We start from the raw sequence: 20,266 nt of genomic DNA, 5'->3' as shown, positions 1-20,266 counted from the left end.
ATTGAAAGCTTAATCTTCCGTACGAAGTCCCAGGCCAAGCTCTTCGAGCTTCTCTTGTACTTCCTCCAAGGATTTGCGTCCGAGGTTCCGGACTTTCATCATATCCTCTTCGGTTTTCGTGGTCAGCTCTTGTACCGTATTAATGCCGGCACGTTTCAAGCAGTTGTAGGAACGAACGGAAAGATCCAGCTCCTCGATCGTCATTTCAAGCACTTTTTCTTTCTTGTCTTCTTCCTTCTCAACCATGATCTCTGCGTCCTTCGCTTCGTCGGTCAGACCAACGAAGAGGAACAGATGCTCCGTCAAGATTTTGGCGCCGAGGCTTACAGCCTCCTCCGGCCGAATGCTTCCATCCGTCCAGATTTCAAGCGTCAATTTGTCGTAGTTGGTTACTTGACCAACACGCGTATTTTCCACGCCGTAATTAACACGGCTAATCGGAGTATAGATCGAATCGACGGGAATGACGCCGATAGGCTGGTCATCGCGTTTGTTCCGATCCGCCTGGACATAGCCACGACCGCGACTAGCAAAAATACGCATATGAAGTCTTGCACCAGGGCCGAGCGTTGCAATATGCAGATCCGGATTCAGAATCTCCACATCGCTATCCGCGCGAATGTCACCAGCGGTAACAACCCCTTCACCCTCCGCATCAATCTCGAACACTTTCTCTTCGTCGGAATGAATCTTGAGCGACAAAGCTTTCAGGTTCAGAATGATTTCGGTCACGTCTTCCATGACACCCGGAATCGTGGAAAATTCATGCAGTACGCCATCGATTTGAATCGATGTAACCGCAGCGCCCGGGAGCGAGGACAGCAGAATGCGGCGAAGTGAATTCCCCAGCGTTGTGCCGTAACCGCGCTCCAGCGGCTCCACTACGAATTTCCCATAGGTTCCTTCTTCATTGACATCAACGGTCTCAATTTTCGGCTTTTCGATTTCAATCACGCAAGTACCCCTCCTTCAAACGTCGCTCCTATATGAAACTGTCATCTTATCCAGTAATCCATGTAGTAGTATGCCTAAACAACCATTCTTAGCAGATTGCACTAGTTTTATACCACACTAACAGGATGACTTCATTATACGCGACGACGTTTTGGTGGGCGGCATCCGTTATGCGGAATTGGTGTAACGTCTTTGATCAGGTTGACTTCAAGGCCAGCTGCTTGCAGGGAACGAATCGCTGCTTCACGACCAGCGCCAGGACCTTTAACCATAACTTCCACCGATTTCATACCGTGCTCCATAGCCGCTTTGGCAGCTGTTTCAGCAGCCATTTGCGCAGCGAACGGGGTCGACTTACGGGAGCCTTTAAATCCAAGGCCGCCGGAGCTTGCCCAAGAAATCGCGTTTCCGTGAGGATCCGTAATCGTTACGATCGTATTGTTGAACGTGGAACGGATATGAGCCACGCCACTTTCAATATTTTTGCGGTCACGACGTTTAGTACGTACGACTTTTTTTGGTTTAGCCATTGTCTATTATCCCCCTTTCTTATTTCTTCTTGTTCGCTACGGTACGACGAGGACCTTTGCGTGTACGAGCATTGGTTTTTGTACGTTGTCCACGAACAGGCAAGCCGCGACGGTGACGAATACCGCGGTAGCAGCCAATCTCCGTAAGACGTTTAATATTTAAGGAAATTTCACGACGCAGGTCACCTTCTACCTTAACCATTTTGTCGATCGTTTCGCGCAATTTGCTGACTTCATCTTCTGTCAAATCACGAACACGAGTGTCCGGATTGATGCCAGTTTCCTTCAGAACTTTCTGGGAAGTCGTTTTACCGATTCCGAAAATGTAAGTCAAGGCGATCTCAACGCGTTTGTCACGTGGCAAATCCACACCAGCTATACGAGCCATTTTACGCTACACCCCCTTCTTTAACCTTGTTTTTGTTTGTGCTTCGGATTTTCACAGATAACCATTACGTTCCCTTTGCGGCGAATGACTTTGCATTTTTCGCAAATAGGCTTTACAGAAGGTCTTACCTTCATGCTAATTACCTCCTCCAAGTTTTACGTTGTAAAACCAGCTTCGAAACTAAACGGACGTTTGTAGCCGCTGCTGAGTTTTACATCTGTAAAACCGCTTCGCAGCTCTTTGATTCCCCAGGGGAACCGAAAATCTATTTACGGTACGTGATGCGACCTTTGGTCAAATCGTACGGCGAGAGTTGAACAACCACTTTGTCTCCTGTAAGAATACGGATAAAGTGCATCCGCAACTTTCCGGAAACATGAGCGAGAATCTGATGACCATTCTCCAGCTCGACTCTAAAGGTAGCATTCGGCAACGGTTCAATAACCGTTCCTTCGACTTCAATGACATCTTCTTTAGCCACAATTAGTCTCCTTTCTGATCAGCCTTGGATTTATCGGATACAAACCGGCTTACGGCAAACCGCAGCTTTCCGTTTGTGACCCGACCGCTTTCTTGCAAACTGTTTACAACTTCACTGCTAATGAAGGGCTGGGGCTCCAGATGAAGGACATTCTTCTTCTTCGCTCCGTCAAACTTCCGTTTGTCCCCATCCGCGATCCATGCGAACCTGGAATCCTCCATCGAAACGATAACGGCATACTGTCCGGCATCTCTGCCCTTCAGCACTTTAACAATCTGGCCGACTTGCAACGTGACTTCCTTGTTCAAGTTCATCACCTATTCCGGCAGCTTCGTCAAAATTTCCATACCGTCCGGCGTCACCGCTACCGTATGCTCGAAGTGAGCGCACAGGGAGCCATCGACCGTTACTACCGTCCAGTTGTCTTCCAGCGTCTTCACATGCCGTTTTCCGGCGTTAACCATCGGTTCAATCGCAAGCACCATGCCCGGCTTGAGCCTTGGTCCCCTGTCGGGAACGCCGTAATTCGGAATTTGCGGATCCTCATGCAGTTCTGTACCCACACCATGACCGACGTATTCCCGGACCACAGAAAAGCCTGCATCCTCGATATAACGCTGGATGGCGTGAGAGATTGTAAACAAGCGGACATCCGGTTTGACAAGCGCGAGTCCGGCATAGAGCGAGCCTTCCGTTACGTCCAGCAGACGCTGGGCTTCTTCGGAAATTTCGCCGACCCCGTAGGTCCATGCCGAGTCACCATGGTAACCCTCGTACTGCGCACCGATATCAAACGTTACGATATCGCCTTCGATTAATTTGCGTTTGCCTGGAAATCCATGCACCAATTCTTCATTGACTGATGCGCAAATGCTGGAAGGAAATCCGTTGTAGCCTTTGAATGATGGCACAGCGCCTTGGCTTCGAATGAACTTGTCGGCCATAAGGTCCAGTTCCCCGGTCGTAATGCCCGGTTCTACATGAGCGGCAAGGAGCTTGTGGCATTCTGCCACAATTCTTCCTGCTTCTCTCATCAAGCTCAGTTCCGCTTCGGATTTACAAATGATCATTATCGTTAACCTCGCAGTAAAGACGCAATTTGTGCGGAAACCGCGTCGATTTCCTGATCACCATCGATTTGACGCAAAAGACCTTTGTTCTCATAAAACGTGAGGAGTGGTGCTGTTTTGTTGATATATTCGTCCAAGCGAATGCCGACGCTCTCTTCGTTATCGTCGGAGCGCTGATACAATTCGCCGCCGCATTTATCACAAATGCCTTCCTGTTTAGGAGGATTAAAGATCACATGATAAGTCGAACCGCAAGATTTGCAAATCCGGCGGCCAGTAAGGCGTGCCAGAAGCTTATCCCGATCCACTTTCAGGTTGATGACATGATCAAGACCAGTATTCAAACGGGCGAGAATCTCATCCAGCGCTTCCGCTTGCGAAAGGGTTCTTGGAAAACCGTCCAATAAGAAACCTTTTTCGCAATCGGACTGCTGCAATCGCTCTTCCACGATACCAATCGTTACATCATCAGGTACCAGCAGGCCTTGATCGATGTACTCCTTCGCCTTCACTCCGACCGGAGTGCCCTGCTTGATCGCGAGACGAAATGCATCGCCGGTCGAGATATGAGGGATACCGAATTCATTCACGATATGCTCTGCTTGCGTTCCTTTTCCTGCCCCAGGAGGACCCATGAATAAGATGTTCACTTAAGTCACTCCCTCCTCTTGCCAGTAGCAAGAACAACACAATAGGCGCCGGGAAGCAGTAAAGCCTACTCGCCGGAACCTATCGCCTATTTATTGATAAAACCTTTGTAATGACGCTTGATCAGCTGGCTCTCGATTTGCTTCATCGTATCCAGTGCAACACCGACAACGATCAGCAAGGAGGTTCCGCCGATCTGAACCGTACGCGGAAGTCCTGCAAGCGCCCCGAAGAACACTGGAAGCACCGAGATCACGGCCAGGAACAGAGCTCCTGTCATGGTCAGACGGGTCATCACCCGCGTCAGATACTTCTCGGTTGCCTTACCAGGACGGATGCCTGGCACGTAACCGCCGTTCTTCTTCATGTTATCCGCCATTTGGTTCGGATTCATCTGCACGAATGTGTAGAAGAACGTGAAACCAATGATCATGAGAACATAGAGGACCATTCCAAGCGGGCTGTCATATGCCAAATTCGCGGTAACCCATTTCGCCCAAGCCATGTCAGCCCAGAAGCTGGATAGGATGACCGGGAACTGGAGCAGCGACATCGCGAAGATGACCGGGATTACCCCTGCAGCGTTAATCTTCAATGGAATATGCGTGTTCTGTCCACCGTACATTTTATTGCCTACAACGCGCTTCGCGTATTGTACAGGAATCTTGCGGATCCCTTGCTGGATGAATACAACACCCGTAATGATCAAAATCAGGATCAGGAGGATGATGACACCCTTCAGCGTATTCAGGAAGATTTGGTTATCCTGAATGAAGTTCGATTCGACCAAAGTCCGGATATGCATCGGAATACCAGCAGCAATACCTGCAAAGATGATAATCGAAATTCCGTTGCCGATTCCCCGTTCGGTAATCTGCTCACCGAGCCACATCAGGAATGCGGTACCCGCGGTAAGCACGATTGCAATGACGAGATAATCCACGAACGTTGCTCCAGGAACCATTTCGGCGCCATATAAACGGTTGAAACCAACCGACATCCCGAAGGCCTGAATGAGACCCAATATTACCGTACCATAACGGGTAATCTGAGCCAACTGCTTCTTACCGTGTTCCCCTTGTTTGTTCCATTCCGTAAACTTCGGAATGACGTCCATCGATAACAGCTGAACGATAATGGACGACGTAATATATGGAAATATCGAGAGGGCAAAGATCGAAAACTGCGACAGTGCGCCCCCCGAGAACGTGTTAAGGAGACCAAACAATTCGTTTCCTGCTTGATTCGTCTGCGTAAAGACATCTTTATTGACACCGGGTACCGGTACAAACGATCCGAGACGGAAAATGATCAAAACGAACAGTGTGAACAATATCCGTTTACGTAGGTCCTCGACACGCCATATATTTTTCAGGGTCTTAACCATTAGATCACCTCGGTTTTACCGCCGGCAGCCTCGATCTTCTCTACCGCAGATTGAGAAAACTTATTAGCTTTTACAGTCAAAGAAACGGTAACTTCACCGTTGCCAAGAATTTTGATTCCGCTCTTCGTATTGTTAACAATACCGCTCTCAACCAAAACTTCTGGAGTCACTTCAGTACCTGCTGCAAAGCTGTTAAGTTCTTCGATGTTCACAATCGCGTACTCTTTGCGGGTTGGGTTTACGAAACCACGCTTTGGAAGACGACGATACAACGGGTTCTGTCCGCCTTCAAAGCCTGGACGCACACCACCGCCGGAACGAGCGTTTTGTCCTTTGTGACCGCGACCTGATGTTTTACCCGTACCGCTGCTCGTACCGCGACCAACGCGCTTGCGCTCTTTGCGGGAACCAGGTGCTGGGCTCAGCTCATGTAACTTCATCGTTCGTTGCACCTCCTTAATATGTCCGGGATCCCTATCCCGGGATTAACCTTCGATTTCTTTAACAGAAACCAGGTGATTTACTTTCTTGATCATTCCGCGAATCGCAGGATTGTCGTTTTGAACCACGGAATGGTTGATTTTACGAAGTCCGAGTGTCTTCACGGTTGCACGCTGATCCTCTGGACGTCCAATCACGCTGCGTACGAGGGTGATTTCAAGTTTAGCCATGAGATTCCCTCCTTAACCCAACAGCTCTTCGACGGATTTGCCGCGAAGCTTGGCAACATCTTCAGCACGCTTCAGGCGGGACAAGCCCTCCAAAGTCGCATTGACCATGTTCATGGAGTTCGAAGAACCTAGAGATTTTGTCAAAATGTCGCCTACGCCAGCCAGCTCGAGCACGGCACGAACCGGACCGCCGGCGATAACCCCAGTACCTTCGGATGCCGGCTTCAACAATACTTTGCCTGCTCCGAAGTGACCTTGCACAAGGTGAGGAATGGTAGTTCCAACGAGTGGAACGTGGATCAGGTTTTTCTTCGCATCTTCGATACCTTTGCGGATTGCATCCGGTACTTCGCCTGCTTTACCGATACCTGCTCCTACCCAACCTTTGCCATCACCGACAACTACCAGTGCACTAAAGCTGAAACGGCGTCCGCCTTTAACAACCTTAGCAACGCGGTTAATATTTACAACTCTTTCAGTCAGTTCTAAAGTGTTAGGATCTACACGCAAGTCGTTTACCTCCTTTTGAAGTTATCTTAGAATTCAAGGCCTGCTTCGCGAGCTGCTTCTGCAAGAGCTTGAATACGTCCATGGTACAAGTATCCTCCGCGGTCGAATACAACAGACTTGTATCCTTTTTCCGCAGCACGTTTTGCAACGAGTTCGCCAACCTTACGAGCGGATTCAACGTTACCGCCGTTTTGGATGTCGCTGCTCAATTCTTTATCAAGCGTAGAAGCCGATGCCAACGTTACGCCAGCAACATCGTCGATCAGTTGAGCGTAGATGTGTTTCGAAGAACGGAACACATTCAGACGAGGACGCTCTGCAGTTCCTTGAATTTTCTTGCGGACACGCAGGTGTCTCTTCAAGCGAGCTTTGTTCTTGTCTTGTTTCGTGATCATGCTTCCCTTTCACTCCCTTCAGTTTTGCCTTAACAGCTTCACTTTTAGACGCATCGGGTAAGTAAGGAAGAACAGGTTAGCTATCGGTTTTGGCCACCGCCAAACGCTCAAGCTACCTTATTTCTTCTTACCAGCCTTACCTTCCTTACGGATAATGCGTTCACCTTCGTATTTAATCCCTTTGCCTTTGTAAGGCTCAGGCTCACGTACGGAACGAATCTTAGCAGCGTATGCACCTACGCGCTCTTTATCGATACCGCGTACCGTAATTTTTGTGTTGGAAGCCACTTCGAACTCGATGCCTGCTTCCGGCGTGATTTCAACTGGGTGGGAGTAACCCACGTTCAGCACGATTTTATCACCCGATTTGCTTGCACGGTATCCGACGCCGACGAGCTCAAGGTTTTTCGAGAATCCTTCAGTTACGCCGCTGACCATGTTCGAGACAACGCTGCGGGTCGTGCCGTGAAGAGAACGATGCAGTTTGTTGTCGGATGGACGAACAACATTGATTTCGTTGTTTTCTACAGAGATCTGCATGTCTTTATGCAGCTCGCGAGTCAAAGTACCTTTCGGTCCTTTTACCGTAATTACATTGTTATCGAGTTTAACCTCGACACCGCTAGGGATAGCGATTGGTTTACGACCAATACGGGACATTCATTGCACCTCCTATCTTGTGACGTTGATTACCATACGTAGCAGAGAACTTCTCCGCCGGCTTTGGCTTGACGAGCTTCTTTGTCGGTCATAACTCCCTTAGATGTGGAGATGATCGCGATACCCAAACCACCAAGTACACGAGGTACTTCGTTGCTCTTTGTATATACGCGGAGACCTGGCTTGCTGATTCTTTTCAGACCTGTGATTACGCGCTCGTTGTTGGAGCCATATTTCAGGAATACACGAATGATCCCTTGTTTATTGTCTTCAACAAACTCCGCATCACGGATGAAGCCTTCACGCTTCAAGATGTCAGCGATTTGTTTCTTAATCGTCGAAGCAGGCATTTCTACGGTTTCGTGACGAACAGTGTTCGCGTTACGAATACGAGTAAGCATATCTGCAATTGGATCGGACATAGTCATGTAGGATAAACCTCCTTCCCGGTTATAAACTTCTTACCAGCTTGCTTTTTTCACGCCAGGAATCTGGCCTTTATAAGCTAATTCACGGAAACAAATTCTGCAAATTTTAAACTTCTGCAGTACCGAATGTGGACGACCGCAACGCTCACAACGGGTATATGCCCGAACTTTGAACTTTGGTGTGCGTTGTTGTTTAACTTTCATCGAAGTTTTTGCCACTTAGCCTGACACCTCCTAAATAGTTTCGGAGAAAAGGACAACCGTCTTATTTCGCAAATGGCATGCCCAGTTGAGCAAGCAATTCACGGGACTCTTCGTCGGTTTTAGCTGTCGTTACGATAACGATATCCATACCGCGAACCTTATCCACTTTGTCATACTCAATTTCAGGGAAAATGAGCTGCTCTTTCAGACCGAGCGTATAGTTACCGCGTCCGTCAAATGCTTTGGTGGACACGCCTTGGAAGTCACGTACACGTGGGAGTGTAACGTTGAACAGCTTGTCGAGGAAGTAGTACATACGCTCACCGCGCAATGTCACCTTCACACCGATCGGCATGTTCTCACGCAGTTTGAAGCCCGCGATGGATTTCTTCGCACGGGTGATAACCGGTTTTTGACCAGCAATCAGCTGCATGTCGTTTACAGCGGAATCAAGCACCTTCGAGTTTGCTACAGCGTCACCTACACCCATGTTGATGACAACCTTCTCGATTTTTGGTACCTGCATTACTGTTTTATAGCTAAACTTCTGCATCAGAGCAGGAGTTACTTCATTCAAAAAACGTTCTTTCATTCTTGCTGCCATGATTCAAGGACCTCCTTTCTAAACCGTCTTATTTATCGATAACTTCTCCGGATCTCTTCGCTACGCGAACCTTCTTGCCGTTGTCCAGTACTTTGTAACCGATACGGGTTACTTTTCCGCTCTTCGGATCAACGTGCATAACGTTCGATACATGGATCGGAGCTTCCTTCTCGATGATACCGCCTTGAGGGTTCATTTGGTTCGGCTTTTGGTGCTTCTTGATCATGTTCACACCTTCAACCAGAACGCGGTTTTCACGAGGATATGCTGCGATAACACGGCCTTTTTTGCCTTTGTCCTTACCGCTGATGACGATAACCGTATCATCTTTTTTCACGTGCAATTTATTGTTGTGGGATTCCAGAACCTTTTTTGCTTTAGGCATTCGTTACACCTCCTATGACTAGCCAGTTCATCGATTTATCGGGTACCCGCTAAGCCGATAAGCATCGCTTTACGGGATATTAGATTACTTCCGGAGCCAAGGAAACGATTTTCATGTAGTCTCTTTCGCGAAGTTCGCGAGCAACTGGTCCGAAAATACGAGTTCCGCGTGGGCTTCTGTCGTCTTTAACAACAACCGCTGCATTCTCGTCAAAAGAGATGTAAGAACCGTCTTTACGGCGTACGGAACGCTTCGTGCGGACAACTACTGCTCTAACTACATCACCTTTTTTGACAACGCCGCCTGGTGTTGCTTGTTTGACGGAGCATACGATCAAATCACCGATTTGAGCTGTACGGCGACCAGTACCACCCAATACGCGGATACACATCAGTTCCTTCGCACCGGAGTTGTCAGCAACAGCCAAACGAGTAAATGGTTGAATCATTTAAATGTCCTCCTTCCATCGAAAACTGATCAGTTTCTTAGATGATAACCGCTTTTTCTACCACTTCAACCAGTCTCCAGCGCTTGTCTTTGGAGAGAGGGCGAGTTTCCATGATTTTAACGGTATCTCCGATTTGAGCTTCATTGTTCTCATCATGCGCTTTAAATTTTTTCGTGTATTTAATGCGCTTGTGGTACAAGTCATGCTTCTTATAAGTTTCTACAGCTACAACAATGGTCTTATCCATCTTGTCGCTGACAACTTTACCGATTTGCACTTTACGAGCATTGCGTTCTTCGCTCATTTGTTAGCCTCCTTCCTGAATACAGACGAGCTTTCGCCTGTTTCATTAACTAATCCCAAGTTCTCTTTCACGGATAACGGTTTTAGCACGAGCTATTTCTTTGCGAACGTCACGGATCCGAGTTGGATTATCAAGCTGGCCCGTAGCCAATTGAAAACGGAGGTTAAAGAGTTCTTCTTTAAATCCGGCGATTTTTTGCTCGATTTCTGCAGTGGTTAAGTTGCGCAGTTCATTAGCTTTCATTTGCTTCACCACCCACTTCTTCTCGTTTCACAAACTTCGTTTTCACAGGCAGCTTGTGAGCGGCGAGACGCATCGCTTCGCGGGCGATTTCCTCGGACACGCCTCCAAGTTCAAACATGATCTTGCCTGGTTTAACTACGGCAACCCATTTCTCAACGTTACCTTTACCGCTACCCATCCGGACCTCGAGAGGCTTTTGAGTGATCGGCTTATCTGGGAAAATCTTGATCCATACTTTACCGCCGCGGCGAATGTAACGAGTCATCGCGATACGCGCAGCTTCGATCTGACGGTTCGTGATCCAGCCTGGCTCCAGAGCTTGCAGACCGAATTCGCCGAAGTTCAGTTCAGTACCGCCTTTAGCTTGACCTCTCATATGGCCGCGCTGTTGTTTGCGGTGTTTTACACGTTTTGGTACCAACATGATTAGTTGCCTCCTTCCTGAGCAGCTTGTTTCTTAGCCGTAGGAAGAACCTCTCCACGATAGATCCATACTTTCACGCCGATACGGCCGTAAGTCGTATGCGCTTCTGCTGTACCATAGTCGATGTCTGCACGAAGCGTATGAAGTGGAACAGTTCCTTCACTGTAGCCTTCTGTACGAGCAATCTCGGCTCCGCCAAGACGTCCGCTGACCGATGTTTTGATCCCTTTCGCTCCGGCACGCATCGTTCTTTGAATTGCTTGCTTCAGCGCACGACGGAACGATACACGACGTTCCAGCTGTTGTGCAATGCTCTCAGCAACAAGAATTGCGTCCAGTTCAGGGTTCTTGATTTCAGAAATGTTGATGTGAACTTTTTTGCCGCCGGCGATCTTCGTTACTTGACCGCGCAGAACTTCAACTTCAGAACCACCCTTACCGATAACCATGCCTGGCTTCGCAGTGTGGATCGTTACGTTCACACGATTCGCTGCTCTCTCGATCTCAATACGGGATACAGCGGAGTCTTTCAATTTATTTTTCAGGTATTCACGGATTTTTACGTCTTCCAGCAAAAGATCACCGAAATCTTTGCCTGCATACCATTTGGATTCCCAGTCACGGATAATACCGATACGGAGTCCTACTGGATTTACCTTTTGGCCCACACGTTTTCCCTCCTTATTTTTCAGCTACCACCAAAGTAATGTGGCTGGTGCGTTTGTTAATCCGGCTTGCACGTCCCATTGCACGCGGGCGGAAACGTTTCATCGTCGGTCCTTGGTTGACATAAGCCTGGGTTACCACCAGCTTGTTAACGTCCAAGGAATAGTTGTGCTCAGCATTCGCGATCGCCGAGTTGAGCAGCTTCTCAACTACTGGAGATGCAGCCTTTGGAGTGTGACGCAGAATTGCGATGGCTTCACCGACTTGCTTGCCGCGAATCAAGTCAACAACGAGTTGAGCTTTACGAGGAGCAATCCGTACCATTCTTGCATGTGCTTTTGCTTCCATTGTTTAACCTCCTCTCAAACAAAGAGCTTCGATAATTATCTTCTCGTTTTCTTATCGTCTTCGTGACCTTTGTAAGTACGAGTTGGAGCAAACTCACCCAACTTGTGTCCTACCATGTCCTCTGTTACATATACAGGTACATGCTTGCGGCCATCATATACACCGAACGTGTGACCGATAAATTGCGGGAAAATAGTGGAGCGGCGGGACCAAGTTTTGATCACAGCCTTCTTGTTTGCGCTGTTCATTTCCTCCACTTTCTTGAGCAGGTATCCGTCGACGAAAGGTCCTTTTTTCAAACTACGGCTCATATAGAAATCCTCCCTTCACCAAATTGTCTCGTTACCATCCAAAGCCTCTCACGAAGCGATGCACTCTCGCGCATTACTTCGTGCGGCGGCGAACGATATATTTGTCAGAAGCTTTACCTTTTTTACGGGTCTTGGCACCAAGGGTTGGTTTACCCCATGGAGACATAGGCGATTTACGTCCGATTGGAGCGCGGCCTTCACCACCACCGTGTGGGTGATCGTTAGGGTTCATGACGACACCGCGTACTTCAGGACGTTGTCCGAGCCAGCGGCTGCGTCCAGCTTTACCGATCTTGATCAACTCATGGTCTTGGTTACCCACAGAACCGATGGTTGCACGGCAAGTTTTCAGGATGTGGCGAACTTCACCGGAAGACAAACGTACTGTAACGTACTTTTCTTCTTTACCGAGAAGCTGCGCTTCCGTACCAGCAGCACGAACCAATTGTCCGCCTTTGCCTGGCTTCAATTCAATGTTGTGGATAACGGTACCAACCGGAATGTTCTCCAATGGAAGAGCGTTACCGATTTTGATGTCCGCACCAACGCCGGATACGATTTGATCTCCGACTTTCAGACCTTTTGGAGCGAGGATATAACGCTTCTCACCATCTGCATAGTGGATCAGCGCGATATTAGAAGTACGGTTCGGGTCGTATTCAATCGTAGCAACGCGACCTGGAATGCCGTCCTTATTCCGTTTGAAGTCAATGATACGGTATTTACGCTTGTGTCCGCCGCCATGGTGACGAACCGTAATTTTACCTTGGTTGTTGCGGCCGGCTGTTTTGCTCAGCGGCGCCAAGAGCGATTTCTCCGGCTTGTTCGTGGTGATTTCTTCGAAAGTCGACACGGACATGTTGCGTCGAGCCGGGGATGTCGGTTTATACTTTTTAATAGGCACTGTGTTTTCCCTCCTTACTTAGCAGTTTCTTATTCAACCGATTCAAAGAACTCGAGCGGCTTGCTGTCTGCCGTCAGCGTTACGATAGCTTTCTTCCATTCGGTTGTGTAACCGGAATAACGGCCATAACGCTTCGGCTTCGCAGGAACACGCATCGTATTCACACTCGAAACTTTAACTTTAAAAATAGATTCAACAGCTTGCTTGATCTCGGTCTTGTTCGCACGAATGTCAACTTCGAAAGCATATTTCAGCTCTGCCATGTAGTCAGCCGTACGTTCCGTGATCACCGGGCGCTTGATTATATCGCGAGGGTCTTTCATTACGCGAGCACCTCCTCTACCTTCTGAACTGCTTCTTTCGTAATGATCAGTTGATCGTACGACAGTACGTCAAGAACATTAATGCCATCAGCCGCTACGAACTTCACACCTGGGATGTTGCGAGCGGAAAGGGCAACATTGTCATCGTAGCTAGGAGCAACGATCAGAGCTTTGCGTCCTACCTTAAGATTGCTCAAGATACTTGCAAACTCTTTCGTTTTTGTCGCATTCAGCGTCAATTGATCCAGTACGATAATTGCGTTGTCGTTCACTTTGGAAGACAAAGCGGATTTGATCGCCAGACGACGAACCTTCTTAGGAAGTTTGAATGTATAGCTGCGCGGTGTTGGTCCGAATACCGTACCGCCGCCTTTCCATTGTGGTGCGCGGATCGAACCTTGACGAGCACGGCCGGTACCTTTTTGTTTCCAAGGCTTACGTCCGCCGCCGCGTACTTCAGAACGTCCTTTTACTTTATGCGTACCACGACGAAGGGAAGCGCGCTGCAGCAATACTGCGCTGTGCATAACATGCACGTTCGGCTCGATACCGAATACTGCTTCGTTCAATTCTACTTCGCCAACTTGGCTACCGCTGACATTATAAAGTGCTACTTTAGGCATTGTTTGCTCCTCCTTTCTTTAGGCGACTATTTCTTCACCGTTTGTTTAATTTGCACAAAGCCTTTTTTCGGTCCAGGTATGGAACCTTTAACAAGGATAACGTTGCGTTCAGCATCAACCTTGACAACCTCAAGCTTTTGGATCGTTACCGTATCATGACCCATATGTCCTGGCAGACGTTTGCCTTTTGGAACACGGTTAGCTTGGATCGAACCCATGGAACCAGGTCCGCGATGATAACGGGAACCGTGGGACATTGGTCCGCGGCTTTGTCCCCAACGCTTGATTACGCCTTGGAAACCTTTACCTTTGGAAATCCCAGTAACGTCAACAAATTCGCCTTCTGCGAAGACATCCGCCTTCAGCTCTTGGCCGACCTCGACACTCGCGAGGTCAACACCGCGAATTTCGCGAACGTAGCGCTTAGGCGCAGTGTTTGCTTTTTTCGCATGTCCTGCTTCTGGTTTGTTGGCATTGTTTTCTTTCTTATCGGAAAAACCGAGCTGGATCGCTTCGTATCCGTCGTTCTCCAGGTCTTTTTTCTGCAAAACAACACAAGGACCTGCTTCGATAACCGTTACAGGAATTACATTACCTTCTGCGGTAAATACTTGAGTCATCCCGAGTTTTCTACCTAAGATACCTTTCATGTTGACACCTCTTTTCCCTTCACTAATTCGTTATGCTATTACAGTTTGATTTCGATATCTACACCGGACGGCAGGTCCAAGCGCATCAAGGCATCCACAGTTTGTGGAGTCGGGTTCACGATGTCGATCAAGCGTTTATGAGTACGCATTTCGAACTGTTCCCGAGAATCCTTATACTTGTGCACCGCACGGAGAATGGTAATTACCTGCTTTTCAGTTGGAAGCGGGATCGGACCGGAAACACCAGCACCCGAACGTTTTGCTGTCTCAACAATTTTCTCAGCGGATTGATCAAGAATTCTGTGGTCGTATGCTTTCAAGCGAATACGAATTTTTTGCTTTGCCATTTTATTCCCTCCTTCTATCGCCCAATTTGGTATCGGACATACTCCGTGAAAATTTTCCGAACACCTGCCTCATGGCAAAGGGGCCGGGTGTGTCGGTAACCTCTCACATCATCGCAACGTCGCAGAACAACATTCACTATTATATAGAAAAGATAGGCGCATTGCAAGCATAAAATCAGAATTTATTCATACTGCACATTTCCTCTTTTTATCTGCTATAAAATAGGGTTATTTCGCAGCATTCATCCCCTTGTTTGCTGCATCGTTGGCAGCGTCCTGACATAGAAATGAAGTAAGCCGCTGCTCGTACGTTTTGGATCCTGCGGGTTATAAAAAAACAAAGAGCCTGATCGTTAAAGATCAGACTCTGTATCGTTACATCACAATGTTGCTCGTTACATCACGCTGTTGCTTTATATGTTCAGGCTGTTCGGTAGGCCTAAATTACTTAATGATGGAAGCTACGGAACCAGCACCTACGGTACGGCCACCTTCACGGATCGAGAACTTCGTTCCTTCTTCGATCGCGATTGGAGAGATCAGTTGAACGGTTACGGTGATGTTGTCACCAGGCATAACCATTTCGGAACCTTCTGGCAGGTTGATCACGCCAGTTACGTCCGTAGTACGGAAGTAGAACTGTGGACGGTAGCCAGTGAAGAAAGGCTTATGACGTCCGCCTTCTTCTTTGCTCAGTACGTATACTTGAGCTGTGAACTCAGTGTGTGGTTTAACGGAAGCAGGCTTAGCAAGTACTTGACCGCGCTCGATTTGAGTACGCTCAACACCACGAAGCAATGCACCGATGTTGTCACCAGCTTGTGCGGAATCCAGCAATTTACGGAACATTTCAACGCCCGTAACAACGGATTTCTTAGTTTCTTCAGCGATACCAACGATTTCGACTTCGTCGCCGACTTTGATTGTTCCGCGCTCAACACGGCCAGTAGCAACTGTACCACGACCAGTGATGGAGAATACGTCCTCGACAGGCATCAAGAAAGGCTTGTCAGTGTCGCGCTCAGGCAATGGGATGTACTCGTCGATTGTTTTAAACATTTCAACGATTTTGTCAGCCCAAGGACCGTCTGGGTTTTGCAGCGCTTCACGAGCGGAACCGCGAGTGATTGGAGTGTCGTCGCCTGGGAAGTCATATTCGCTCAGGAGGTCACGAACTTCCATTTCAACCAGTTCCAGAAGCTCTTCGTCTTCAACCATGTCGCATTTGTTCAAGAATACAACGATGTAAGGTACGCCTACTTGGCGGGACAGCAGGATGTGCTCGCGAGTTTGCGGCATTGGGCCGTCAGCTGCGGATACAACCAGGATTGCGCCGTCCATTTGAGCTGCACCAGTGATCATGTTTTTAACATAGTCAGCGTGACCTGGGCAGTCAACGTGTGCATAGTGGCGAGTATCAGTTTCGTATTCTACGTGAGCAGTGGAGATTGTGATACCGCGCTCGCGCTCTTCTGGAGCTTTATCGATTTGGTCGAATGCTACAGCAGCACCACCGTATCTCTTGGACAATACAGTTGTGATTGCAGCAGTCAGAGTTGTTTTACCGTGGTCGACGTGACCGATAGTACCGATGTTAACATGGGGTTTCGTACGTTCGTATTTAGCCTTTGCCATTTGAACAATTCCTCCTTAAGGGGATTTATATGTTTAGGCCGGTTGCGGAGGAATGAAACGGTAGCTCCATTCTCCTCCCCGACAGGTAAAACGTTATTTAGAAGTTATTCAAGCAGTCGGTTTGAGACGACGCTTTGAACGCTCGCTATTACTCTCCGCCCTTATGCTTGGAGATGATCTCTTCGGAGATATTCTTAGGAACTTCTTCGTAGTGGGAGAGTTCCATCGAGAATACGCCGCGTCCTTGCGTACCGGAACGCAGAGTTGTGGAGTAACCGAACATTTCGGACAGAGGCACTTTCGCACGGATAATTTGAGCGCCACCGCGGGAATCCATACCTTCGATACGTCCACGGCGGGAGTTCAGCATACCCATTACGTCGCCCATGTATTCCTCAGGCACGGTAACTTCTACTTTCATGATTGGCTCAAGCAGGACAGGTTGACACTTGTCTTTAGCTGCTTTGAGGGCCATGGAACCTGCAATCTTAAACGCCATCTCGTTGGAGTCGACATCATGGTAAGAACCGTCAACGATCGTTGCTTTAACGTCTACGATCGGGAAGCCGGCGAGTACGCCGTTCTTCATTTGCTCTTCAATACCTTGTTGTGCTGGCGCAATGTATTCTCTAGGCACAGAACCGCCGACGATCTTGCTGTCGAACTGGTTACCGCTACCTGGTTCCAGAGGCTCGAACTCAACCCAAACGTGACCGTATTGACCACGACCACCGGACTGACGAACGAATTTACCTTCAACGCGCCCTGGAGCACGGAAGGTTTCACGATAGGCAACCTGAGGCTTACCTACGTTGGTTTCCACTTTGAACTCACGACGCATACGGTCGATGATGATGTCCAAGTGAAGCTCACCCATACCTGCAAGGATCGTTTGACCGGTTTCCTCGTCAGTATGCGCGCGAAGAGTCGGATCCTCTTCGGTCAGCTTGCCGAGAGCCACGCCCATTTTGTCCTGGTCGGCTTTCGTCTTAGGCTCAACCGCGATTTCGATAACCGGTTCAGGGAAGTTCATGGATTCCAGGATTACTGGATTCTTCTCATCACACAGTGTATCACCTGTACCCGTATCTTTCAAACCTACGGCTGCCGCAATATCACCGGAGTAAACTTCGGTAATTTCTTGACGGCTATTCGCATGCATCTGAAGGATACGTCCGATACGCTCGCGCTTACCTTTCGTTGCATTCAGTACGTAAGAGCCGGATTGCAAAATACCGGAGTAAACGCGGAAGAATGTAAGCTTACCAACATAAGGGTCTGTCATGATTTTGAACGCCAGTGCCGCGAACGGCTCTTCGTCGGAAGAGTGACGCTCAACTTCAGTACCGTCTTCCAAAGTTCCTTGGATGCTTGGTACGTCGGTTGGAGCCGGCAAGTAATCGATAACAGCGTCCAGCATCAGCTGAACCCCTTTGTTACGGTAAGAAGATCCGCAGATAACCGGGAAGATTTTAACTTCGACAACACCTTTACGCAGAGCCGCTTTAATCTCAGGCACGGTGATTTCTTCACCTTCAAGGTATTTTATTGTCAAATCTTCGTCAAGTTCTGCAACCTTCTCGATGAGCTCGTTGCGGAGCTCTTCAACTTGATCCTTGAATTCCGCTGGAACTTCGGTTTCTTCGATATTTTGACCGAGGTCATCCTTATACATATAAGCTTTTTCCTCGATGATATCGATGATGCCGACGAAGTCGGACTCTGCACCGATCGGAAGCTGAATAGCAACCGCGTTCGCTTGCAGACGATCTCTCATGTCTTTAACAACATTCAAGTAGTCGGCGCCGATGATGTCCATCTTGTTTACGTATGCGATCCGAGGAACCCCGTATTTGTCAGCCTGTCTCCAAACGGTTTCAGACTGAGGCTCAACGCCCTCTTTCGCACTGAATACACCTACTGCCCCATCCAATACACGAAGGGAACGTTCAACTTCTACTGTGAAGTCAACGTGTCCCGGGGTGTCGATGATATTAACGCGATGACCTTTCCATTGAGCGGTCGTAGCAGCGGAAGTAATCGTGATACCGCGCTCCTGTTCCTGCTCCATCCAGTCCATCGTAGCAGCACCCTCGTGAACTTCACCGATTTTGTGCGTACGGCCGGTATAGAACAAGATCCGCTCTGTGGTGGTCGTTTTACCAGCGTCAATATGCGCCATGATCCCGATATTACGTGTATTTTTCAAGGAGAACTCTCTTGCCATGCGAATAGTCTCCCTTCAAAATTGAAGTTTATTAGCTGCTGAATCCTACCAGCGGTAGTGAGCAAACGCTTTGTTCGCTTCAGCCATTTTGTGTGTGTCTTCGCGTTTCTTAACGGAAGCGCCTGTGTTGTTGGAAGCATCGATGATCTCTGCCGCCAAACGCTCTTCCATTGTTTTCTCACCGCGGTTGCGGGAGTAGTTAACGAGCCAACGTAATCCCAGGGAAGTACGTCTCTCTGGCTTAACTTCGATTGGAACTTGGTAGTTCGCACCGCCGACACGACGAGCTTTTACCTCCAATACCGGCATGATGTTCTTGATGGCTGCTTCAAACACTTCCATCGGATCATTGCCCGTACGTTCCTTGATGATGTTGAACGCGTTGTAAAGGATGCTTTGAGCAACACCTCTTTTACCATCCAACATGATGCGGTTGATCAGACGAGTTACCAGCTTGCTGTTGTACACCGGATCTGGCAGCACGTCTCTTTTTGTAACTGGACCTTTGCGTGGCATGGATATCCCCCTTTCTTCAGTCATGAGTCATGTTTATCCAACATGAGCTTCAATTAGCTTTTTGCTTTAGGACGCTTCGTACCGTATTTGGAACGAGCCTGCATACGGTTGTTAACACCAGCGGTATCAAGCGCGCCGCGAACGATGTGGTAACGTACACCCGGAAGGTCTTTTACCCGTCCACCGCGAACCAATACGACACTGTGCTCTTGCAAGTTATGACCGATACCTGGAATGTAAGCAGTCACCTCGATGCGGTTCGTCAAACGAACACGAGCATATTTACGAAGTGCGGAGTTCGGTTTTTTCGGCGTCATTGTGCCTACACGAGTGCAAACACCACGTTTTTGCGGAGCGCTCAGATCAGTCTCCTCACGTTTCAAAGCGTTGAACCCTTTTTGAAGTGCTGGAGATTTCGATTTGTAAACTTTAGCTTGACGGCCCTTGCGAACCAGTTGGTTGATTGTTGGCATGTTAGCCACCCCCTTCCCGTAATTATCATCCTGTTACAAACCATTTTAAGTCCACAGACCCAGGCGGTTCATAAAAGAACAAATGAAAAGTTTTTGCCGATAGAGAAGCCTCCTTCTCAAAGCAAAAACGATTTCTCAATCATCATTTCAAGACAGCGGCCGCTGCTGCGCCGACTTCAATGCCGCATGCTTCCCCAAGCTCCTTCATGGTCGGTACATAATTGATAGGCACGCCATATCGTTCGCAGTGGGATACGATCTTGGTTATCAGACGCTGGTCGCAATCTTCAGCCACATATACTTCTGCGGCCCGGCCGGTTTCAACGGCCTTCATTGTTTGTTTGGTGCCGATCTTGACGTGTGCATCCTGTAATCCTTTATCATTAGACATTAAACATTCCTCCAAAAGAACAGGGAACAAGGCAACGATTCACGCACCTTTGCTATATTAGCATCTGCCCTAGGCGATGTCAAGCTATTAAACGTAAAAAAAAGAAATGGCAGGAAAG

At 48.4% G+C, this 20,266-nt stretch carries 35 protein-coding genes; all 35 read right to left on the bottom strand.

What is annotated here, in order from left to right; genetic code table 11:
- Positions 1 to 9: 9 nt before the first annotated feature.
- Positions 10 to 954: a DNA-directed RNA polymerase subunit alpha gene (locus tag BBD41_RS17650; protein ID WP_007132544.1), complete on the bottom strand. Its 945-nt coding sequence runs from the start codon at positions 952 to 954 to the stop codon at positions 10 to 12.
- 134 nt (positions 955 to 1,088) lie between these two features.
- Positions 1,089 to 1,484, bottom strand: a complete 396-nt coding sequence (rpsK, locus tag BBD41_RS17645; protein ID WP_007132545.1) for a 30S ribosomal protein S11 — start codon at positions 1,482 to 1,484, stop codon at positions 1,089 to 1,091.
- A gap of 19 nt (positions 1,485 to 1,503) precedes the next feature.
- On the bottom strand, positions 1,504 to 1,872 hold the full coding sequence (gene rpsM / locus BBD41_RS17640; protein ID WP_007132546.1) for a 30S ribosomal protein S13: 369 nt from the start codon (positions 1,870 to 1,872) through the stop codon (positions 1,504 to 1,506).
- Between the two features lie 20 nt (positions 1,873 to 1,892).
- The gene (gene rpmJ / locus BBD41_RS17635) at positions 1,893 to 2,006 is read right to left on the bottom strand and encodes a 50S ribosomal protein L36 (protein WP_003333770.1); all 114 of its coding nucleotides are present in this window, start codon (positions 2,004 to 2,006) and stop codon (positions 1,893 to 1,895) included.
- Positions 2,007 to 2,137: 131 nt separating this feature from the next.
- The gene (gene infA / locus BBD41_RS17630) at positions 2,138 to 2,353 is read right to left on the bottom strand and encodes a translation initiation factor IF-1 (RefSeq protein WP_007132547.1); all 216 of its coding nucleotides are present in this window, start codon (positions 2,351 to 2,353) and stop codon (positions 2,138 to 2,140) included.
- 2 nt (positions 2,354 to 2,355) lie between these two features.
- Entirely contained in the window at positions 2,356 to 2,661 is a 306-nt protein-coding gene (locus tag BBD41_RS17625) for a KOW domain-containing RNA-binding protein (RefSeq protein WP_077568282.1), read from the bottom strand.
- 9 nt (positions 2,662 to 2,670) lie between these two features.
- Positions 2,671 to 3,423, bottom strand: a complete 753-nt coding sequence (map, locus tag BBD41_RS17620) for a type I methionyl aminopeptidase (RefSeq protein ID WP_028406461.1) — start codon at positions 3,421 to 3,423, stop codon at positions 2,671 to 2,673.
- 5 nt (positions 3,424 to 3,428) lie between these two features.
- Positions 3,429 to 4,073, bottom strand: a complete 645-nt coding sequence (locus tag BBD41_RS17615; protein ID WP_077568283.1) for an adenylate kinase — start codon at positions 4,071 to 4,073, stop codon at positions 3,429 to 3,431.
- A gap of 86 nt (positions 4,074 to 4,159) precedes the next feature.
- Positions 4,160 to 5,458: a preprotein translocase subunit SecY gene (gene secY, locus BBD41_RS17610; protein ID WP_099478354.1), complete on the bottom strand. Its 1,299-nt coding sequence runs from the start codon at positions 5,456 to 5,458 to the stop codon at positions 4,160 to 4,162.
- The gene (rplO, locus tag BBD41_RS17605) at positions 5,458 to 5,898 is read right to left on the bottom strand and encodes a 50S ribosomal protein L15 (protein ID WP_007132552.1); all 441 of its coding nucleotides are present in this window, start codon (positions 5,896 to 5,898) and stop codon (positions 5,458 to 5,460) included. Before rplO ends, secY begins: the two co-directional genes overlap by 1 nt.
- A gap of 45 nt (positions 5,899 to 5,943) precedes the next feature.
- Entirely contained in the window at positions 5,944 to 6,129 is a 186-nt protein-coding gene (gene rpmD / locus BBD41_RS17600; protein ID WP_007132553.1) for a 50S ribosomal protein L30, read from the bottom strand.
- 12 nt (positions 6,130 to 6,141) lie between these two features.
- Complete coding sequence (gene rpsE, locus BBD41_RS17595; RefSeq protein ID WP_007132554.1) at positions 6,142 to 6,639, bottom strand: 30S ribosomal protein S5; 498 nt, start codon at positions 6,637 to 6,639, stop codon at positions 6,142 to 6,144.
- A gap of 26 nt (positions 6,640 to 6,665) precedes the next feature.
- Positions 6,666 to 7,034 (bottom strand): 50S ribosomal protein L18, encoded by a 369-nt coding sequence (gene rplR / locus BBD41_RS17590; protein WP_007132555.1) that lies wholly within the window; start codon positions 7,032 to 7,034, stop codon positions 6,666 to 6,668.
- A gap of 117 nt (positions 7,035 to 7,151) precedes the next feature.
- Positions 7,152 to 7,694, bottom strand: a complete 543-nt coding sequence (gene rplF / locus BBD41_RS17585) for a 50S ribosomal protein L6 (protein ID WP_077568285.1) — start codon at positions 7,692 to 7,694, stop codon at positions 7,152 to 7,154.
- 29 nt (positions 7,695 to 7,723) lie between these two features.
- Positions 7,724 to 8,122 carry a 30S ribosomal protein S8 gene (gene rpsH, locus BBD41_RS17580; RefSeq protein ID WP_007132557.1) on the bottom strand — a complete coding sequence of 133 codons (399 nt, stop codon included), beginning with the start codon at positions 8,120 to 8,122 and terminating at the stop codon, positions 7,724 to 7,726.
- 33 nt (positions 8,123 to 8,155) lie between these two features.
- Positions 8,156 to 8,341 carry a type Z 30S ribosomal protein S14 gene (locus BBD41_RS17575; RefSeq protein ID WP_013312154.1) on the bottom strand — a complete coding sequence of 62 codons (186 nt, stop codon included), beginning with the start codon at positions 8,339 to 8,341 and terminating at the stop codon, positions 8,156 to 8,158.
- Between the two features lie 46 nt (positions 8,342 to 8,387).
- Entirely contained in the window at positions 8,388 to 8,930 is a 543-nt protein-coding gene (gene rplE, locus BBD41_RS17570; RefSeq protein WP_007132558.1) for a 50S ribosomal protein L5, read from the bottom strand.
- Positions 8,931 to 8,958: 28 nt separating this feature from the next.
- Entirely contained in the window at positions 8,959 to 9,315 is a 357-nt protein-coding gene (gene rplX / locus BBD41_RS17565; RefSeq protein ID WP_007132559.1) for a 50S ribosomal protein L24, read from the bottom strand.
- Between the two features lie 79 nt (positions 9,316 to 9,394).
- The gene (gene rplN / locus BBD41_RS17560) at positions 9,395 to 9,763 is read right to left on the bottom strand and encodes a 50S ribosomal protein L14 (protein WP_006212911.1); all 369 of its coding nucleotides are present in this window, start codon (positions 9,761 to 9,763) and stop codon (positions 9,395 to 9,397) included.
- Positions 9,764 to 9,800: 37 nt separating this feature from the next.
- On the bottom strand, positions 9,801 to 10,067 hold the full coding sequence (rpsQ, locus tag BBD41_RS17555) for a 30S ribosomal protein S17 (protein WP_007132560.1): 267 nt from the start codon (positions 10,065 to 10,067) through the stop codon (positions 9,801 to 9,803).
- Positions 10,068 to 10,112: 45 nt separating this feature from the next.
- Positions 10,113 to 10,310: a 50S ribosomal protein L29 gene (gene rpmC / locus BBD41_RS17550; protein ID WP_007132561.1), complete on the bottom strand. Its 198-nt coding sequence runs from the start codon at positions 10,308 to 10,310 to the stop codon at positions 10,113 to 10,115.
- Positions 10,300 to 10,734: a 50S ribosomal protein L16 gene (gene rplP / locus BBD41_RS17545; protein WP_046680966.1), complete on the bottom strand. Its 435-nt coding sequence runs from the start codon at positions 10,732 to 10,734 to the stop codon at positions 10,300 to 10,302. The genes rpmC and rplP overlap by 11 nt, the downstream gene beginning before the upstream one ends.
- A gap of 2 nt (positions 10,735 to 10,736) precedes the next feature.
- Complete coding sequence (rpsC, locus tag BBD41_RS17540) at positions 10,737 to 11,402, bottom strand: 30S ribosomal protein S3 (protein ID WP_007132563.1); 666 nt, start codon at positions 11,400 to 11,402, stop codon at positions 10,737 to 10,739.
- Between the two features lie 13 nt (positions 11,403 to 11,415).
- Positions 11,416 to 11,748, bottom strand: coding sequence for a 50S ribosomal protein L22 (gene rplV / locus BBD41_RS17535; protein ID WP_077568286.1), 333 nt, complete (start codon positions 11,746 to 11,748; stop codon positions 11,416 to 11,418).
- 35 nt (positions 11,749 to 11,783) lie between these two features.
- Complete coding sequence (rpsS, locus tag BBD41_RS17530) at positions 11,784 to 12,059, bottom strand: 30S ribosomal protein S19 (RefSeq protein ID WP_007132565.1); 276 nt, start codon at positions 12,057 to 12,059, stop codon at positions 11,784 to 11,786.
- A gap of 73 nt (positions 12,060 to 12,132) precedes the next feature.
- Positions 12,133 to 12,963 (bottom strand): 50S ribosomal protein L2, encoded by an 831-nt coding sequence (gene rplB / locus BBD41_RS17525; RefSeq protein ID WP_007132566.1) that lies wholly within the window; start codon positions 12,961 to 12,963, stop codon positions 12,133 to 12,135.
- A gap of 29 nt (positions 12,964 to 12,992) precedes the next feature.
- On the bottom strand, positions 12,993 to 13,286 hold the full coding sequence (gene rplW / locus BBD41_RS17520; RefSeq protein WP_007132567.1) for a 50S ribosomal protein L23: 294 nt from the start codon (positions 13,284 to 13,286) through the stop codon (positions 12,993 to 12,995).
- Positions 13,286 to 13,909, bottom strand: coding sequence for a 50S ribosomal protein L4 (gene rplD / locus BBD41_RS17515; RefSeq protein ID WP_099478353.1), 624 nt, complete (start codon positions 13,907 to 13,909; stop codon positions 13,286 to 13,288). The genes rplW and rplD overlap by 1 nt, the downstream gene beginning before the upstream one ends.
- 26 nt (positions 13,910 to 13,935) lie before the next feature.
- Positions 13,936 to 14,559 carry a 50S ribosomal protein L3 gene (gene rplC / locus BBD41_RS17510; RefSeq protein ID WP_077568288.1) on the bottom strand — a complete coding sequence of 208 codons (624 nt, stop codon included), beginning with the start codon at positions 14,557 to 14,559 and terminating at the stop codon, positions 13,936 to 13,938.
- A gap of 38 nt (positions 14,560 to 14,597) precedes the next feature.
- The gene (gene rpsJ / locus BBD41_RS17505) at positions 14,598 to 14,906 is read right to left on the bottom strand and encodes a 30S ribosomal protein S10 (RefSeq protein ID WP_006676490.1); all 309 of its coding nucleotides are present in this window, start codon (positions 14,904 to 14,906) and stop codon (positions 14,598 to 14,600) included.
- A gap of 444 nt (positions 14,907 to 15,350) precedes the next feature.
- Positions 15,351 to 16,541: an elongation factor Tu gene (gene tuf / locus BBD41_RS17500; protein ID WP_077568289.1), complete on the bottom strand. Its 1,191-nt coding sequence runs from the start codon at positions 16,539 to 16,541 to the stop codon at positions 15,351 to 15,353.
- Between the two features lie 148 nt (positions 16,542 to 16,689).
- Positions 16,690 to 18,768 carry an elongation factor G gene (gene fusA, locus BBD41_RS17495; RefSeq protein WP_099478352.1) on the bottom strand — a complete coding sequence of 693 codons (2,079 nt, stop codon included), beginning with the start codon at positions 18,766 to 18,768 and terminating at the stop codon, positions 16,690 to 16,692.
- Positions 18,769 to 18,813: 45 nt separating this feature from the next.
- A complete protein-coding gene (gene rpsG / locus BBD41_RS17490) occupies positions 18,814 to 19,284 on the bottom strand; it encodes a 30S ribosomal protein S7 (RefSeq protein WP_007132572.1) in 471 nt (156 codons plus the stop codon).
- A gap of 53 nt (positions 19,285 to 19,337) precedes the next feature.
- Positions 19,338 to 19,757, bottom strand: coding sequence for a 30S ribosomal protein S12 (rpsL, locus tag BBD41_RS17485; RefSeq protein ID WP_006212930.1), 420 nt, complete (start codon positions 19,755 to 19,757; stop codon positions 19,338 to 19,340).
- A 142-nt stretch (positions 19,758 to 19,899) separates the two neighbouring features.
- Positions 19,900 to 20,148, bottom strand: coding sequence for a ribosomal L7Ae/L30e/S12e/Gadd45 family protein (locus tag BBD41_RS17480; RefSeq protein WP_077568291.1), 249 nt, complete (start codon positions 20,146 to 20,148; stop codon positions 19,900 to 19,902).
- Positions 20,149 to 20,266: the final 118 nt, after the last annotated feature.

Source organism: Paenibacillus ihbetae (genome assembly GCF_002741055.1).
GTDB lineage: Bacteria > Bacillota > Bacilli > Paenibacillales > Paenibacillaceae > Paenibacillus_AQ > Paenibacillus_AQ ihbetae.
The sequence above is the reverse complement of the archived record's forward strand: the minus strand, read 5'-3'. Positions and strand labels throughout refer to the sequence as shown.